Origin of the sequence: Variovorax sp. Varisp36 (assembly GCF_047304235.1) — a bacterium.
GTDB lineage: Bacteria > Pseudomonadota > Gammaproteobacteria > Burkholderiales > Burkholderiaceae_C > Variovorax.
The window spans coordinates 59,975-74,859 of sequence record NZ_JBGLYU010000013.1; the positions used below are offsets into that span (position 1 = coordinate 59,975).

Below are 14,885 nucleotides of genomic sequence, written 5' to 3' on the forward strand. Positions count from 1 at the left end.
TCTTAATTCTCAGCCAGTACTGAAGCTATTTTTAATTGATCGCCCGAGGTCAGATATGCATGCATTGGCAAACTCAGCACCTCTTTAGCTATTGCGTCTCCAATTGGAAGATTTGCCTGCCTATCGGCTACCGCCGGCTGCTGGTTTAGCGGAGTCGGATAGTGAACGGTAGTTGGTACACCGACATTTTTCAACCTTGCCTGTAATGAATCGCGATTAGCAACTCGCACGGTGTATTGCGCCCAAGCGCTTTGATTATTCAGCTCGATATAAGGGGTAGCGACGATGCTCATCTCATCCAGAACGCGCTTGTATTCGGCGGCCACGCGCTGACGGTTTTCAATTTCATCATCGAAGATCTCAAGCTTAGCCAGCAGTACAGCCGCTTGCAGCGTATCTAACCGACTATTCACCCCCACCCGAACATGGTGGTACCGCCTATCCTGCCCATGCCGGGCAATCTGCCGCATCACCTTGGCCAGTTCGTCATCGTTGGTGAAGATGGCCCCGCCGTCCCCATAGCAGCCCAGTGGCTTGCTGGGGAAGAAACTGGCGCACGCGATGGTGCTGAGGTTGCAACTCTTGCGCCCCTTGTAGGTAGCGCCAAAACTCTGCGCCGCGTCCTCGATCACAGGGATCCCGTGTCGGGCGGCAATCGCATTGATGGCGTCAAAGTCGGCGCACTGGCCATACAGGCTCACCGGGACGATGGCCTTGGTCCGCGGGGTGATCGCAGCTTCCAAGAGCGCCGGGTCCAGGTTGTAGGTACGCGGATCGATGTCCACGTACACCGGCTTGGCACCCAGCAGCGCCACCGTCTCGGCAGTGGCGATGTAGGTGAAGCCCGGCGTGATGACTTCATCGCCCGGCCCGATGCCCAGCGCCATTTGCGCGATCTGCAAGGCATCAGTGCCGTTGGCCACAGTGATGCAATGCCTAGCGCCCGTATAGGCCGCAAGCTTCTCTTCCAACTCGGCAACTTCAGGGCCGAGGATGTATTGACCGTGTGCCAGCACGCGCTGGATGGCCGCGTCGATCTGGTCCTTGATACGGGCTTGCTGAGTCTTGAGGTCGATGAATTCGATCATGGTGCCTTGGCTTCCAGCTTGGTCACGGCATTGCCGTCGAGTACATAACGCGCGCCGGTGTGCGCGCAAACGGCTTCAGCTGCACCTTGCAGTGGCAGTGCGAGTTGTTCGCCGAACTCGCTCATCCAGCCGATCTGCTTGGCGGGCACTCCGACCATGAGCGCATAGGCCGGCACGTTCCTGTTGATCACGGCACCCGCGCCGATGAAGGCAAATTCGCCCACGGTGTTGCCGCAGACGATGGTGCAGTTGGCGCCCAGCGTGGCGCCCCGCTTCACGAGGGTGCGGCGATATTCGTCCTTGCGCGTGACGGCTGAGCGCGGGTTGTAGACGTTGGTGAAGACCATGCTCGGTCCGCAGAACACGTCGTCCTCCAGCGTCACCGCGTCGTACACGCTGACGTTGTTCTGGATCTTGACGTTGTTGCCTATGGAAACGTCGTTGCCTACATAGACGTTCTGGCCGAGCGAGCAGCCCTCGCCGATGGAAGCCTGCGCGCTGATGTGCACCCAATGCCAGATGCGGGTGCCGTCGCCGATGCGGGCGCCCTCGTCGACGATCGCGGTGGGGTGAGCTTTGTATGCCATTCCGGACTCGCGGCGCGTCAGGCGAGATGCCGCACGAACGGATGCACTTCGCCCTGCTCGCCTTGGACGGGCGTGGCGCTGCGAATCACGTTGACGGTCTCGATGCAGTGACGTGCATCCTCGAGGCCATAGCCACGACCGGCCAGAATTTCCTTGTAGCTCACCGTGTGCAGGTCGGTGAAGCCTTCCGAAAATTCGAGCTTCTCGCCGCTGATGTCGATGTTGCGGAAGGTGGTCTTCTTGCCCTTCACATCGGCGGGCAGGTCGTTGGCATCGATGGACAAGAACCAGCGCACGCGCGCGCGTTCGTATTCGAGGTAGCCCGCCGCTTTTGCCGTGCCGCTGTAGTGCACCACGTTGCGTTGCAGCTTGCCGAAGATGAAGTGCAGCATGTCGTAGAAGTGCACGCCGATGTTGGTCGCCACGCCGAACGACTTGCGGTTGTCGCCCTTCCAGCTTTCCATGTACCACTTGCCGCGCGAGGTGATGTAGGTCAGCTCGACGTCGAACTTGGTGTCCGCGGGCGCCGCTGCCACCTTGTCGCGCAGCTTCAGGATGGCGTCGTGATGGCGCAGCTGCAGGATATTGAAGACGCGCTTGCCGGTTTCCTTTTCAACCCGCTCCAACTCATCGACCAGCTCGGGCGTGGGTACCAGTGGCTTTTCGCAGATCACGTCGCAACCCAGGCGCAGGCCTGCAGCAATGTGCGGATGGTGCAGGTAGTTGGGGCTGCAGATCGCCACGTAGTCCAGCGCGGTCGCGAGGTTGCGCTTGAGTTGCTGCGCATGCTCGTAGAAGCGCTCGAACTCGGTGAAGAACTCGCTCTGCGGCGAAATGCTGTCGATGATGCCGACCGAATCGTTGATGTCGTAGGCCACCGCAAGATGGTTGTCCGTGTCCTTGATGGCACGCATGTGGCGCGGGGCGATGTATCCGGCGGCGCCGATCAGTGCAAAGTTTTTCATGTCGAAGAAGAAGCGGGAAATGACTTACAGGCGGAACACGGAGAAGCCGCTGTCACGGGCCTCCTGCGAACTGAACAGGCTCTTGACGTCGACCAGCACGGGCTGCTCGCCACGGCACAGGGCACGCAGTTCGGCCATCGTCGCGCTGCGGTATTCGTTATGACCGACGGCGACAACGAGGGCATCGACAGGATGCTCCGCATCGACCTTGCCGAACTGAAGGCCATACTCATGGGCGACCTCTTCGGCGTCAGCCCATGGGTCCACGACTTCGACGGAAGCGCCCCACGCCTCGAACTCGCGCACCATGTCCACGATCTTGCTGTTGCGGATGTCCGGGCAGTTTTCCTTGAAGGTGATGCCCAGCACGCCGATGCGGCAGCGAGGCACGTCCATGCCGTTCTTCAACATCAGCTTGATGGTGTTGCGGGCAACATAGCGGGCCATGTTGTCGTTGATGCGACGGCCAGCCAGAATGACTTGGGGGTGATAGCCGACCTGTTCTGCCTTGTGCGTCAGGTAGTAGGGGTCCACGCCGATGCAGTGCCCACCCACCAGGCCCGGACGGAACGGCAAGAAGTTCCATTTGCTGCCTGCGGCTTCGAGCACATCGAGCGTGTCGATGCCCAGGCGCTCGAAGATCACGGAGAGTTCGTTGACCAATGCAATGTTCAGGTCGCGCTGCGTGTTCTCGATCACCTTGGCGGCCTCGGCCACCTTGATGCTGGCAGCCTTGTGCGTGCCCGCGGTGATGATCTCGTTGTAGAGGCCATCGACCACGTCTGCGACTTCAGGGGTGCTGCCGCTGGTGATCTTCTTGATCTTGGTGAGCGTGTTGACCTTGTCCCCCGGATTGATCCGCTCCGGGCTGTAGCCGCAGAAGAAGTCGACGTTGAACTTCTTGCCGCTGAACTTTTCCAGCACAGGCACGCAGACTTCCTCGGTGGCGCCCGGATACACGGTCGACTCGAAGATCACGATCGCGCCTTGCCGCATCACCTTGCCGATGGTTTCGCTGGCCTTCACCAAGGGGGTCAGGTCGGGCCGGTTGGCATCGTCAATGGGCGTCGGCACAGTCACGATAAAGACGGCGCTGTCGCGCAGGTCGTCAGCGTGCGACGTGAAGGCCAGTCGCGTGGCGGCCTTCAGTTCCTCAGGCGTGGTTTCCAGGGTGTGATCACTTCCCCCCTGAAGTTCGGCAATGCGCTTGGCATTGATGTCGAAGCCAACGACGGAACGCTTCTTGCCGAACTCCACGGCAAGGGGAAGGCCCACATAACCAAGGCCGATGATTGCAATGGGTTGATTTGGATGTATGGCTTGCATGATGGGAACACTGGAAAAGAACTTCGACAGCGCCCTCTCGATGGAAGCCGTCGCCCTATCGCACCTGAATCGCTGCCTTCAAGGGCCCGATCACTTCTCGCATCTCGTCAGAGAAGGAACAGCCCGGGCTTCAGTTCGCGTGCCTGACGTAGATCTCGCTGGCGGCGTTGGCCACCGTCGCCGACGGCAGGATCAAGCTGACCACGCGGTTCCATTTGACCAGCGGCACGGGGTCGATATAGACCACGTCCTGCGACTGCAGCCTGAACTGGCTCGCAATGGCAAGCGCTGCCGGGTTCCGCGCATTGAGGTTGAAGATGGCGGGTGCGCCCGTCGCGCCCTGGCGAATGACGTAGATCTGGCCGGCGTTGGCGGTGGAGTTCAACGTGCCCCCGGCTTCGCCCAGCGCTTCGCTCAGGCTGAGGCGGCCGTTGCTGCGCATGGGCAACGCCAGTGGGGCCACGACTTCGCCCATGAGGAAGACCTTGTCGTCTTCCCGGTTGGCCACGCGCACGGTGTCGCCGTTTTTCAGCGGAATGCTGTTGCCGTCGTAGCCGGCTTCGCGCAACCTGGTCATGTCGATCCGAATCGACTGGCCGTTGCGAATGAGCGTGACCGCCGAGCGGTTGCCCGCGGCCGTAATGCCGCCGGCCCGGTTGATGGCTTCGTTCAGCGTCATCGGCACGTCGGTGAAGATCTGCGAGCCGGGGGTGCGCACTTCGCCTTCTACATACGCACGGCGGCTGCGGAACGACTGGATGCGCACGGTCACTTGCGGGTCGCGGATGTGCGGAAGGAGCAGTTTGCCGATCAGGTCGGAGGCGTCGCCCTCGCTCAGCCCGGCCACCCGCACGCGGCCAATGTACGGAAAGGCGACCTCTCCGTCGGAATCGACAATGAAGCCGGGGGCCACCTGCACGCCCGTCGGGTCCGCAGCCTGCGAAATGACGGCGCCGGCATTCGGCAGCAGTTCGGGGTGGTCGTAAACGATGACGCCCACCACGTCGCCGGGGCCGATGGTGTAGCGCTCGCTCTTGCCGAACAGCGCATTGACCTCAGGCGGAACGCCCTTCGGGGCCGCTTGCGCCAGCGTGCGCACGAGCGCGAGGGAAATGGGGGTAATCTGGCCTTCGGGCGCCTCGTCGGGAAGATAGCGGAACTGGGATGCCAGTTCGCCCCCTGCCTCGTAGGGCTCCACGTTGCCCATGCCCGGCACGACCGCGCAGCCTTGAAGCACCACCACACATGCCAGTGTCGAAGCCAACTTCAGGACATTTGCATTTCTTCTCAATTCCGATCCCCCAAGGAAATTCCAATTTTTTAGCGCCAAAATTGCCAGGCGATAAAAACTACGCATGCACTCATTGCGGTGCAATTCTTTTTCACAATTCGTGGTTACCGCAGGCACACTGCTGGGCACTGCCAGGGCGCAGAGTGCCTCGTGGAGGCGCTGAACCGGGAACATGCAACTGCATGTCAATACCGGTCCGCTTGTCGTAGCGGCGGGCGTGATCCTAACAGTGGCACCTCGCTCGGATGAGTCACCACGGGGGCCCTGTTTCCTTTTGTAACTAAAACTACTGAAACTGGGTACACCTAAGCACGCACTTTTCTTTCCGCATCGCGGATGAGGCAAATAGATCAAATGCGCCGAATGCTTCACGCCGGGCAGCTGATCTCGGCGCGCTTCCGCGGGCATACTCGACGCTCTTTCAACAGCAGAGCTCCAGCAGCCTTTTGAATCATGAGCATCCTCAGTGAATTCAAGGAATTTGCCGTCAAGGGCAACGTCATCGACCTCGCGGTGGGCGTGATCATCGGCGCCGCGTTCGGCAAGATCGTCGACTCGCTGGTGGGCGACATCATCATGCCGCTGGTGGGCGTGGTGTTCGGCAAGCTCGATTTCTCGAACCTCTATGTGGTGCTGGGCACCGCGCCCCCCGGCGTGGCGAACACACTGGCAGACCTGAAGAAGGCCGGCGTTCCGGTACTGGCTTATGGCAGCTTCATTACCGTGGCCGTTAACTTCGTGATCCTTGCTTTCATCATCTTCATGATGGTCAAGCAGATCAACAAGCTGCGGAAGACCGAAGAGGCCGCGCCGCCTGCTCCCGCCGCAACGCCAGAAGACATCACCTTGCTGCGCGAAATCCGCGACAGCCTCAAGCGCCCTTAAGCGCCCCTCAGCACGCGGGCCATGCGCAGCGCCTCGACGAGGCTCGAAGCATCGGCCAGGCCCGTGCCCGCGATGTCGAACGCGGTGCCGTGGTCGGGGCTGGTCCGCACCAGCGGCAGTCCCAGCGTCACGTTCACGCCCTTCTCCACGCCCAGGTACTTGACGGGGATCAGGCCCTGGTCGTGGTACATCGCAACCACCACGTCGAACTCGCCGCTGGACGGCACGCCCTGCCTGGCGCGCGCACGCATGAAGACGGTGTCGGGCGCATAGGGGCCGCTGGCGTCGATGCCTTCGGCGCGCGCGGCCTCGATGGCCGGCGCGATGATCTCGCGCTCTTCCGAACCGAACAGGCCGCCCTCGCCCGCATGCGGGTTGAGCCCCGCCACGCCGATGCGCGGCACGCGGCCGAGGGCATGCGTCAGCGCGCGGTGGGTGATGCGCAGGGTTTCGAGCACACCGTCGAAATGCACCGCCTCGATGGCGTGGCGCAGCGACATGTGGATGCTGACGAGCACGGTGCGCAGCTCGTCGTTGGCCAGCATCATGCGCACCGGCAAGTCGGCCAGGGTGCGGCCCAGGTGGGCGGCGGCCTCGGCCTGCAGCAGTTCGGTATGGCCGGGGTACGGAAAGCCGGCGGCCGACAGCGCTTCCTTGTGCAGCGGCGCGGTCACGATGGCGCCGATTTCGCCGCGCAGCGCGGCCCGCGCGGCCCAGACGACGCATTCGCCGGCCACGCGGCCGGCTTCGGCGCTGATCTGGCCCAGCTCGATTGGCGATGGCGGCGCAATCACCTGCAGTACGGGAATGCAGCCCGGCGGCACCGTCGCGGCTTCGGCGGCGGTTTCGATTTCCAGCACCGGCCATGCCGGCAGCCCAGGTGCTGCGAGCGCCTGCGAGGCCTTGCGCATCGTGCCCACATCGCCGGCAACGAACGCGCCATGCGTTGCATCGGGCGCGTCGCGAAAGGCCTTGGCGATGATCTCGGGGCCGATGCCCGCGGGATCCCCGAGGGTGATGGCGATGGCAGCGCTCATTGGAAAGGCACCTCCGTGCTCCGCACTGCGGTGCAAGCTTGCTTGGGGCGACCCGGCGCTGCGCTCATGCCGGGTTGTCGATGTCGATGAACTCGTGCTTCAGCCCGAGCTGCGCCGCAACGTGCCCGGCCACGGCTGGCGCGCCGTAACGTTCGGTGGCGTGGTGCCCGCAGGCCAGGAAGGCCACGCCCATCTCGCGTGCGTAGTGGGCCTGGGGCTCCGAGATCTCGCCGGTGATGAAGGCGTCGGCCCCGGCCGCGATGGCGGCTTCGAAGTAGCCCTGCGCGCCGCCGGTGCACCACGCGATGTTCCTGATGGCGCGATGCGCCGTGTCGACGAGTGTGACCGGTCTTTTCAGCACTTTTTCGACATGGGTGGCGAGCGCCTTGGCGTTGGCGAAGCCTTCGCCGTTTTCCTGCGCGCCGAGAAAACCCAGTTCCTGCTCGCCGAAGCGCCCGGCCGATCCAGCATGGGCCACGAGCCCCAGTTGCAGGCCGAGCTGTGCGTTGTTGCCGAGTTCGGGATGCGCATCGAGCGGCAGGTGATAGGCGAAGAGATTGACGTCGTCACCTAGCAGTAGGCCCAGGCGCTGCTTCATCCAGCCGGTGACGCAGCCGTCCTGGCCGCGCCAGAACAGGCCATGGTGGACGAAGATGGCATCGGCATCGGCGTGGATCGCGGCCTCGATCAGCGCGCGGCTGGCGGTTACGCCCGAAACGATTTTGCGCACCACGGTGCGCCCTTCGACCTGTAGGCCGTTGGGTCCGTAGTCTTTGAAGCGCCCGGGGGCGAGCAGCAGGTCGAATGCGTGAAGCAGTTCGTGGCGGGTGGTGCTCATCGCGCCATTGTCGCGCCGCCCGCGATGGCCGCGCCATCCCGCATGGCATGGCCACGAGCGGCCAGGGGCAACAGCGCCAGCAGGAAGCCCAGCCCGGCCAGCGCTGCCACGTAGTGCGCCGGCGCCATGGTGTCGCGCTGCAGCCAGAGCGTGAGGATCACCGGGGTCAGTCCGCCGAAGACCGCGTACGACATGTTGTAGGCAAACGAAAGGCCGGTGAAGCGCACCGGCGCCGGGAAGGCGCGCACGCCCGCGATCGGCACCGTGGCGATGGTGCCCACGAACAAGCCCACCAGCGCGTAGTGAGCATAGAGCGTCGACGGCGTGCCGGGCAGCCCGCTGTAGAACAGATAGGCCGTGGCGAACAGGCCGCCCCAGCCGATCAGCATGACGGTGCGCGTGCCGATGCGGTCGCTGGCCCAGCCGGCCAGCATGCAGCCGAGCGTCAGGGTCAGCGTGGCGAGCGCATTGGCTTCGAGCGCCAGCGCGGCGGGAATGTGGTGCACCTTCTGCAGGTAGGTGGGCGTGTACAGCACCACGACCACGATGGCGGCCGACAGCACCCAGGTCAGCAGCGCAACGTACACGCAGGCCAGGCGATGCTCGCGCAGCACGGTGCGCAGCGGCATCTCGCGCGCCACGCTGCGGCGCCCGGCCAGCTCCTTGAACACCGGCGTCTCGTGCAGGAAGCGGCGCAGGTACACCGACACCAGCCCGAACACACCGCCCAGCACAAAGGGAAGGCGCCAGGCGAACTCGCTCACCTGCACCGGCGAATAGTGCCGGTTGATGGCCACCGCAACCAGCGAGCCCAGCAGGATGCCGCCGGTGATGCCCGAGGTCAGCATGCCGATGCCGAAGCCGTAGCGCCTGGCCGGAACGTGCTCGCCCACGAACACCCAGGCGCCGGGCATCTCGCCGCCGATGGCCGCGCCCTGCAGCACGCGCATGGCCAGCAGCAGGGGCGCCGCGACGCCGATGCTCGCGTAGGTCGGCAGCAGGCCGATCACCAGCGTGGGCGCCGCCATCAGGAAGATCGACAGCGTGAACATGCGCTTGCGGCCGAAGATGTCGCCGAAATGCGCGATGACGATGCCGCCCACCGGGCGCGCCAGGTAGCCGGCCGCGAAGATGCCGAAGGTCTGCAGCTGCCGCAGCCAGTCGGGCATGTCGGCCGGGAAGAACAGCGCCCCGAGCACGGTGGCGAAGAACACGTAGATGACGAAGTCGTAGAACTCCAGGGTGCCGCCGAGGGCGGACAGGCCGAGGGTCTTGTAGTCGCTCGAACCGAGCGTGCGTGCCGGTGCCGGCTGCGCGCCGTCAGGGAGGGTTGCTTGTGAAGTCATGGCTGGCAGGAAGGTCGTGACCGCGCGCCAGCCCGCGAAACCAGGTGAGAAAACGGAAAAATGGCGCGCCGACGAAATGCCTGGCCGCTTCCGCCGGGTGGGCAGCGCGGGAGGCCGGGGAAACATGGGCCGGGTGGGACCTGTGGAGCGATGCTACGGGTTAACCCGGATTCACGCAGTGCAGCCAGCCCAATCTCGACCGCGTGGCGCGGTTTCTGTTCCGTGCGGTTGAGGGACAATTGACAACATCGCTGCGCTCCACGGCAGCCTTCCAACGTCTTTTTCACCAATCTTTCATGAAACGCACCTGGCTGCTCTTTGCACAAGCCGTGACTGTCCTGCTCGCGGCCTATTTCGTCGTCGCGACGCTCAAGCCCGAGTGGATCCACAAGCGCGCGACCTCGCTGGGCGGCGTGGTGTCGATCGTCGAGGCGCCCGCGGGCAACCCGAACATCCCGACGGCCGGCAGCCTGAGCGTGCCGGCCAAGAAGGCTTCGCCGGCGGTGGTGAGCATCAACACCAGCAAGGCCGCGCAACGCCATCCGCGCAGCAACGACCCGTGGTTCCGCTTCTTCTTCGGCGACCAGGACGACCAGCCCCAGGTGGGCCTGGGCAGCGGCGTGATCGTGAGCGCCGACGGCTACATCCTCACCAACAACCACGTGGTCGAGGGCGCCGACGAGATCGAGGTAACGCTCAACGACAGCCGCCACGCGCGCGGCAAGGTGATCGGCACCGACCCCGACACCGACCTGGCCGTGCTGAAGATCGAGCTCGACAAGCTGCCGGCGATCGTGCTGGGCGACTCCGACGCGCTGCAGGTGGGCGACCAGGTGCTGGCCATCGGCAACCCATTCGGTGTCGGCCAGACCGTGACCAGCGGCATCGTCTCGGCGCTGGGGCGCAACCAGCTCGGCATCAACAACTTCGAGAACTTCATCCAGACCGACGCGGCCATCAACCCTGGCAACTCGGGCGGCGCGCTGATCGACGTCAACGGCAACCTGCAGGGCATCAACACCGCGATCTATTCGCGTTCGGGCGGCAGCATGGGCATCGGCTTCGCCATTCCGGTGTCGATGGCCAAGATCGTGCTCGAAGGGATCGTGAAGGAAGGCCAGGTGCGCCGCGGCTGGATCGGCGTGGAGCCGAACGAACTCTCGCCCGAACTCGCCGAGACCTTCGGCGTGAAGGCGGACACCGGTGTGATCATCACCGGCGTGCTGCAGAACGGCCCGGCCGCGAAGGCCGGCATCCGACCCGGCGACGTGATCACCTCGGTGGGCGAGAAGAAGACGGACAACGTGCAGGCGCTGCTGACCGCGGTGGCCGGCCTGAAGCCCGGCAGCACCGCGAGGTTTGCGCTGCAGCGCGGCAGCGACAAGATGGAACTGGACGTGATGCCGGGCCTGCGGCCGAAGAGCCCGGTGCGGCAGGTACCGAATCAGCAGCAGCCCGAATAACGGGCTGCCGTCAGGCCAGCCGGCAGGTCAGGACTGCGCCGAATCGGCGCTTTCGTCTTCCTCGGGCTTCCTGGCGGCACTGGCGAAGTACTTGGCACCGATGATGCCCACCTCGTACAACAGGCACATCGGCACCGCCAGCGCCAGCTGCGACACCACGTCGGGCGGCGTGAGCACCGCGGCCACGACGAACGCGACCACGATGAAGTAACCGCGGAAGGACTTGAGCTTCTCGATGGTCACCATCTCGAAGCGCACCAGCAGCATCACGACGATCGGCACCTGGAAGGCCACGCCGAAGGCGATGTACAGCGACAGGATGGCCTCGACGTACGACGAAATGTCGGGCGTCGCCTGCACCGCTGCGGGCGCAAAGCGCTGGATGAAGCTGAACATCTTGTCCAGCACGAAGAGCTGCACGAAGGCAATGCCGGCATAGGCCAGCAGGCTGCCGAAGAAGATCAGCGGCAGCGCGAATTTCTTTTCATGGCTGTAGAGCCCGGGCGCGACGAACATCCACGCCTGGTACATGAGCCAGGGCAGCGCCAGCAGCACGGCCGCCATCATCAGTACCTTGAGCGGCACGAAGAACGGGGAGAACACGCCGATGGCGATGAGCTTCGCGTCGTGCGGCATGTGCGCCTTGATCGGCATCGCGATCAGGTCGATCAACCCGCCCGGGCCGGGCCAGATGGCCAGCAGGATGCCCGCGACCACGAGGCCATAGACGCAGTAGAGCAGGCGGTCGCGAAGCTCGACCAGGTGCGCCACGAACGGCTGTTCGGTGCCCGCCAGTTCGTCTTCTTTGTCTTTGTTCTTGTTGTCGGAATCGGCCATTGGAAAAGAAGATAGCGTGACGTCGGCCGGCGTGCGGCGCTCGCGGAACGCGGTGGTGGGGGACGCTAGTTGATCTTGTTGATCGTGTGCGGGCGGAAGCGCGCGACACGCGCGGCACCCGACAGCGCCTTGGTGCGCACGCCGTTGCGCGCCTTGTACCACTGCGGCGTGGCGCCCTGCTTCAGTCGCCAGTTCTTGCGGGGATGCTTGTATTCGGGCGGCGACGGCTCGGGTTCGGCCAGCGCCGAGAGGGTTTCGCCCGAACCGCTGAACTGCTTCTCGAATTCGCTCGCGCCGGTGTGGATGCTGTGCTCGACGTCGCGCGCCGCATCCTCGACGGTGGTCTTCATCTTGCGGAGCTCGTCGAGCTCCATCGAGCGGTTGACTTCGGCCTTGACGTCGTTCACGTAGCGTTGCGCCTTGCCGAGCAAGGTGCCGACGGTGCGGGCCACGCGCGGCAGCTTTTCCGGACCGATGACGATCAGCGCCACGACGCCGATCAGCGCCAGCTTCTCAATGCCGAGGTCGAGCACGTGCTGCTGCCCGCGCTCAGGACTTCTGACGCGCTTCGACGTCGATCGTCGACTTGTCGCTGTTGGCCGGCTGGCCAGTCACTTGCTGGGTGGGGGCCGGCGGGGTGGCGGCGTCGGACGAACCGTCCTTCATGCCGTCCTTGAAGCCCTTGACGGCGCCGCCAAGGTCCGAACCCATGTTCCGCAGCTTCTTGGTGCCGAAGATCATGACCACGACGAGCAGCACGATCAGCCAGTGCCAGATGGAAAAAGAACCCATGGAGAACTCCTAAGAATGTGTCCGATTTTAGTCGGGCGGAATGTGACAGTTTGGACTAACGCCACTCAACCGCGAAGCCACGGGCGGGGGCCGCCCATGACATGGACATGGAGATGGTGAACCTCCTGGCCGCCCTCGCTGCCCGTGTTGACGACGACCCGGTAGCCGCCGTCCGGATAGGGCCTGCAGCCCTGCTCCAGCGCCAGCTTGGGCGCCAGGATCATGATCTTGCCCATGAGGGCCGAGTCGTCGGGCGTGAGCTGCGCCATCGAAGCGATGTGCTTCTTGGGCACCAGCATGAAATGCACCGGCGCCCAGGGCGAGATGTCGTGAAAACCGAACAGGTCGTCGTCTTCGTAGACCTTGCGCGAGGGGATCTTGCCTTCGATGATTTTGCAGAAGACGCAGTTCGGGTCAGATGACATCTTTGGGTTCCATGGGACGGCCGTCGTTCATGCGGATCATGCCCTTCACGATCCGGTACAGGAACCACAGCGAGATCAGGCTCCAGGCGATCCAGCCCGGCACGAAGAACAGCAGCCAGAGCCACGAAGTAACGATGTACAGCAGGCCGGCCCACAGCACCGAGCGGATGCGCCAGCTGAAGTGCGATGCCTGCCAGGTGCCGGCCGCGTCGTCGCGCTTGACGAAGTCGATCACCAGCGCAATCAGCAGCAGCAGCACGGAGGCCTGCGCCCCCGGCACGACGGCGCCGATGGCCACGATCAGGTGCAGGATGTAACTGACCCAGCCCCAGGTCTTGAGGGAGTCGTCGGGTTCCACGTTCACGATGTCGTTGGCCATGGTCGATGTCCTTTCAATCGTTGGAGGCTTCGGATTCCCGCGCCTGCACCTTGCGCAGCGCTTTTTCCTCGATGCCGCTGGTGCCCTCGCGACGCTCGAGTTCCGCGGTGACGTCGGCGGGGGAAAAACCGTAGTGCGCCAGCGCCACCATGGTGTGGAACCATAGGTCGGCCACTTCGTTCACTATTTTGGAGCGGTCGCCGCCGTGGTCGGCGTCCTTGGCGGCCATCACGACCTCGGTGGCTTCCTCGCCGATCTTCTTGAGGAAGGCGTCGGGGCCCTTGTGCAACAGGCGCGCGACGTAGCTCTTCTCGGGATCGCCTCCGCGCGCGGGCAGGCGGCTTTCGATGACCGAGGCAAGGCGTGCAAGGGCGTCGGAGGTGCTGTGGTTCACTGTGGCCGTCATTTGTAGATCGACTCCGGGTCTTTCAAGACGGGTTCGACCACGGTCCAGCCGCCGTTCTCGTACTTGCTGAAGAAGCAGCTGTGGCGGCCGGTGTGGCAGGCGATGCCGGGCTCGTGGCCGAGCTGGGTGACCTTGAGCAGCACCACGTCGTTGTCGCAGTCGAGGCGGATCTCGTGCACGGTCTGCACGTGGCCCGATTCCTCGCCCTTGAACCAGAGCTTGTTGCGCGAGCGGCTGAAATACACCGCGCGGCCGAGCTCGGCGGTCTTTTCGAGCGCCTCGCGGTTCATCCAGGCGAACATCAGCACGTCGTTGCTGCCTTGTTCCTGCGCGATCACGGGCACCAGGCCGCTCGCATCCCACTTCACTTCATCGAGCCAATTCATCGCGGTATTGTCGGGGATGGGAAAAGACCCTTGAGGCACGTTCAACGGTCGATCCGCACGGGAATGCCCCGCGCGGCCATGCGGGCTTTGGCCTCGCCCACCGTGTGCTCGCCGTAGTGGAAGATGCTGGCCGCCAGCACTGCATCAGCGCCGCCGGTCTGGATGCCGTCGGCCAGGTCGTCGAGGCTGCCGACGCCGCCCGAGGCGATCACCGGCACGTTGACGGCATTGCTCACGGCGCGGGTCAGTTCCAGGTCGAAGCCGCTCTTGGTGCCGTCGCGGTCCATGCTGGTGAGCAGGATCTCGCCGGCGCCGCGGCGCGCCATCTCGGCGGCCCATTCGACGGCGTCGAGGCCGGTGTTCTTGCGCCCGCCGTGGCTGTACACGTCCCAGCCCGCCCCACGCGTGGCGGCCTCTTCGGGGCTGCGGCGCTTGGCGTCGATGGCGACCACGATGCACTGCGAACCGTATTTCTGCGAGGCGTCGTTGATCACCTGCGGATCCGAGATGGCGGCCGAGTTGAAGCTGGTCTTGTCGGCGCCCGCGTTGAGCAGCCGGCGCACGTCGGCCACGGTGCGCACGCCGCCGCCCACGGTCAGCGGAATGAAGACCTGCGAAGCCACGGCCTCGATGATCGGCAGGATCAGGTCGCGTCCGTCGCTGGTGGCGGTGATGTCGAGGAAGGTGAGTTCGTCGGCGCCCTGCGCGTTGTAGCGCGCGGCGATCTCGACGGGGTCGCCCGCATCGCGCAGTTCGAGGAAGTTGACGCCCTTGACGACGCGGCCGCCGGTGACGTCGAGGCAGGGAATGATGCGTTTGGCAAGCATGAAAAAA

At 64.3% G+C, this 14,885-nt stretch carries 18 protein-coding genes; 2 read left to right on the forward strand and 16 right to left on the reverse strand.

The genetic code is table 11. The annotated features are described in order from the left end of the window. Window positions 1-2: 2 nt before the first annotated feature. The 5 genes from ACCD11_RS10490 to ACCD11_RS10510 form a co-directional block, all read right to left on the reverse strand. Window positions 3-1,088 carry a DegT/DnrJ/EryC1/StrS family aminotransferase gene (locus ACCD11_RS10490; protein ID WP_413313810.1) on the reverse strand — a complete coding sequence of 362 codons (1,086 nt, stop codon included), beginning with the start codon at window positions 1,086-1,088 and terminating at the stop codon, window positions 3-5. Then, window positions 1,085-1,675, reverse strand: coding sequence for a DapH/DapD/GlmU-related protein (locus ACCD11_RS10495; protein ID WP_413313811.1), 591 nt, complete (start codon window positions 1,673-1,675; stop codon window positions 1,085-1,087). The genes ACCD11_RS10490 and ACCD11_RS10495 overlap by 4 nt, the downstream gene beginning before the upstream one ends. Window positions 1,676-1,692: 17 nt before the next feature. Further along, a complete protein-coding gene (locus ACCD11_RS10500; RefSeq protein ID WP_413313812.1) occupies window positions 1,693-2,640 on the reverse strand; it encodes a Gfo/Idh/MocA family protein in 948 nt (315 codons plus the stop codon). A gap of 24 nt (window positions 2,641-2,664) precedes the next feature. Continuing rightward, window positions 2,665-3,966: a nucleotide sugar dehydrogenase gene (locus ACCD11_RS10505; RefSeq protein ID WP_413313813.1), complete on the reverse strand. Its 1,302-nt coding sequence runs from the start codon at window positions 3,964-3,966 to the stop codon at window positions 2,665-2,667. A gap of 130 nt (window positions 3,967-4,096) precedes the next feature. Continuing rightward, window positions 4,097-5,173 (reverse strand): polysaccharide biosynthesis/export family protein, encoded by a 1,077-nt coding sequence (locus ACCD11_RS10510; RefSeq protein WP_413313842.1) that lies wholly within the window; start codon window positions 5,171-5,173, stop codon window positions 4,097-4,099. Window positions 5,174-5,710: 537 nt separating this feature from the next. On the opposite strand from ACCD11_RS10510, the gene mscL reads away from it, so the two are divergent. Continuing rightward, on the forward strand, window positions 5,711-6,142 hold the full coding sequence (gene mscL, locus ACCD11_RS10515; protein WP_413313814.1) for a large conductance mechanosensitive channel protein MscL: 432 nt from the start codon (window positions 5,711-5,713) through the stop codon (window positions 6,140-6,142). On the opposite strand, the gene pdxA is transcribed toward mscL, so the two are convergent. From pdxA to ACCD11_RS10530, 3 genes are all read right to left on the reverse strand, one after another. Then, window positions 6,139-7,179, reverse strand: coding sequence for a 4-hydroxythreonine-4-phosphate dehydrogenase PdxA (gene pdxA / locus ACCD11_RS10520; protein WP_413313815.1), 1,041 nt, complete (start codon window positions 7,177-7,179; stop codon window positions 6,139-6,141). The genes mscL and pdxA overlap by 4 nt on opposite strands. Before the next feature lie 64 nt (window positions 7,180-7,243). Beyond that, window positions 7,244-8,017: a Nif3-like dinuclear metal center hexameric protein gene (locus ACCD11_RS10525; RefSeq protein WP_007835304.1), complete on the reverse strand. Its 774-nt coding sequence runs from the start codon at window positions 8,015-8,017 to the stop codon at window positions 7,244-7,246. Then, on the reverse strand, window positions 8,014-9,363 hold the full coding sequence (locus tag ACCD11_RS10530) for an MFS transporter (RefSeq protein ID WP_413313816.1): 1,350 nt from the start codon (window positions 9,361-9,363) through the stop codon (window positions 8,014-8,016). Before ACCD11_RS10530 ends, ACCD11_RS10525 begins: the two co-directional genes overlap by 4 nt. Before the next feature lie 296 nt (window positions 9,364-9,659). On the opposite strand from ACCD11_RS10530, the gene ACCD11_RS10535 reads away from it, so the two are divergent. Then, window positions 9,660-10,826, forward strand: a complete 1,167-nt coding sequence (locus ACCD11_RS10535; RefSeq protein WP_007835300.1) for a trypsin-like peptidase domain-containing protein — start codon at window positions 9,660-9,662, stop codon at window positions 10,824-10,826. Between the two features lie 27 nt (window positions 10,827-10,853). Here the strand turns inward: ACCD11_RS10535 and tatC are convergent, their stop codons facing one another. From tatC to hisF, 8 genes are all read right to left on the reverse strand, one after another. Next, complete coding sequence (gene tatC, locus ACCD11_RS10540) at window positions 10,854-11,663, reverse strand: twin-arginine translocase subunit TatC (RefSeq protein WP_056586067.1); 810 nt, start codon at window positions 11,661-11,663, stop codon at window positions 10,854-10,856. 65 nt (window positions 11,664-11,728) lie between these two features. Next, complete coding sequence (tatB, locus tag ACCD11_RS10545; RefSeq protein WP_007835284.1) at window positions 11,729-12,196, reverse strand: Sec-independent protein translocase protein TatB; 468 nt, start codon at window positions 12,194-12,196, stop codon at window positions 11,729-11,731. Window positions 12,197-12,212: 16 nt separating this feature from the next. Further along, entirely contained in the window at window positions 12,213-12,455 is a 243-nt protein-coding gene (tatA, locus tag ACCD11_RS10550) for a Sec-independent protein translocase subunit TatA (protein WP_007835282.1), read from the reverse strand. 65 nt (window positions 12,456-12,520) lie between these two features. Then, window positions 12,521-12,880 carry a histidine triad nucleotide-binding protein gene (locus tag ACCD11_RS10555; RefSeq protein ID WP_007835279.1) on the reverse strand — a complete coding sequence of 120 codons (360 nt, stop codon included), beginning with the start codon at window positions 12,878-12,880 and terminating at the stop codon, window positions 12,521-12,523. Beyond that, complete coding sequence (locus ACCD11_RS10560; protein ID WP_007835277.1) at window positions 12,870-13,259, reverse strand: DUF4870 family protein; 390 nt, start codon at window positions 13,257-13,259, stop codon at window positions 12,870-12,872. Before ACCD11_RS10560 ends, ACCD11_RS10555 begins: the two co-directional genes overlap by 11 nt. A 13-nt stretch (window positions 13,260-13,272) precedes the next feature. Then, on the reverse strand, window positions 13,273-13,665 hold the full coding sequence (locus tag ACCD11_RS10565) for a phosphoribosyl-ATP diphosphatase (protein ID WP_413313817.1): 393 nt from the start codon (window positions 13,663-13,665) through the stop codon (window positions 13,273-13,275). Further along, window positions 13,662-14,051, reverse strand: a complete 390-nt coding sequence (hisI, locus tag ACCD11_RS10570; RefSeq protein ID WP_413313818.1) for a phosphoribosyl-AMP cyclohydrolase — start codon at window positions 14,049-14,051, stop codon at window positions 13,662-13,664. The genes ACCD11_RS10565 and hisI overlap by 4 nt, the downstream gene beginning before the upstream one ends. A gap of 41 nt (window positions 14,052-14,092) precedes the next feature. Further along, window positions 14,093-14,878, reverse strand: a complete 786-nt coding sequence (hisF, locus tag ACCD11_RS10575) for an imidazole glycerol phosphate synthase subunit HisF (RefSeq protein ID WP_007835271.1) — start codon at window positions 14,876-14,878, stop codon at window positions 14,093-14,095. Between the last annotated feature and the right edge of the window lie 7 nt (window positions 14,879-14,885).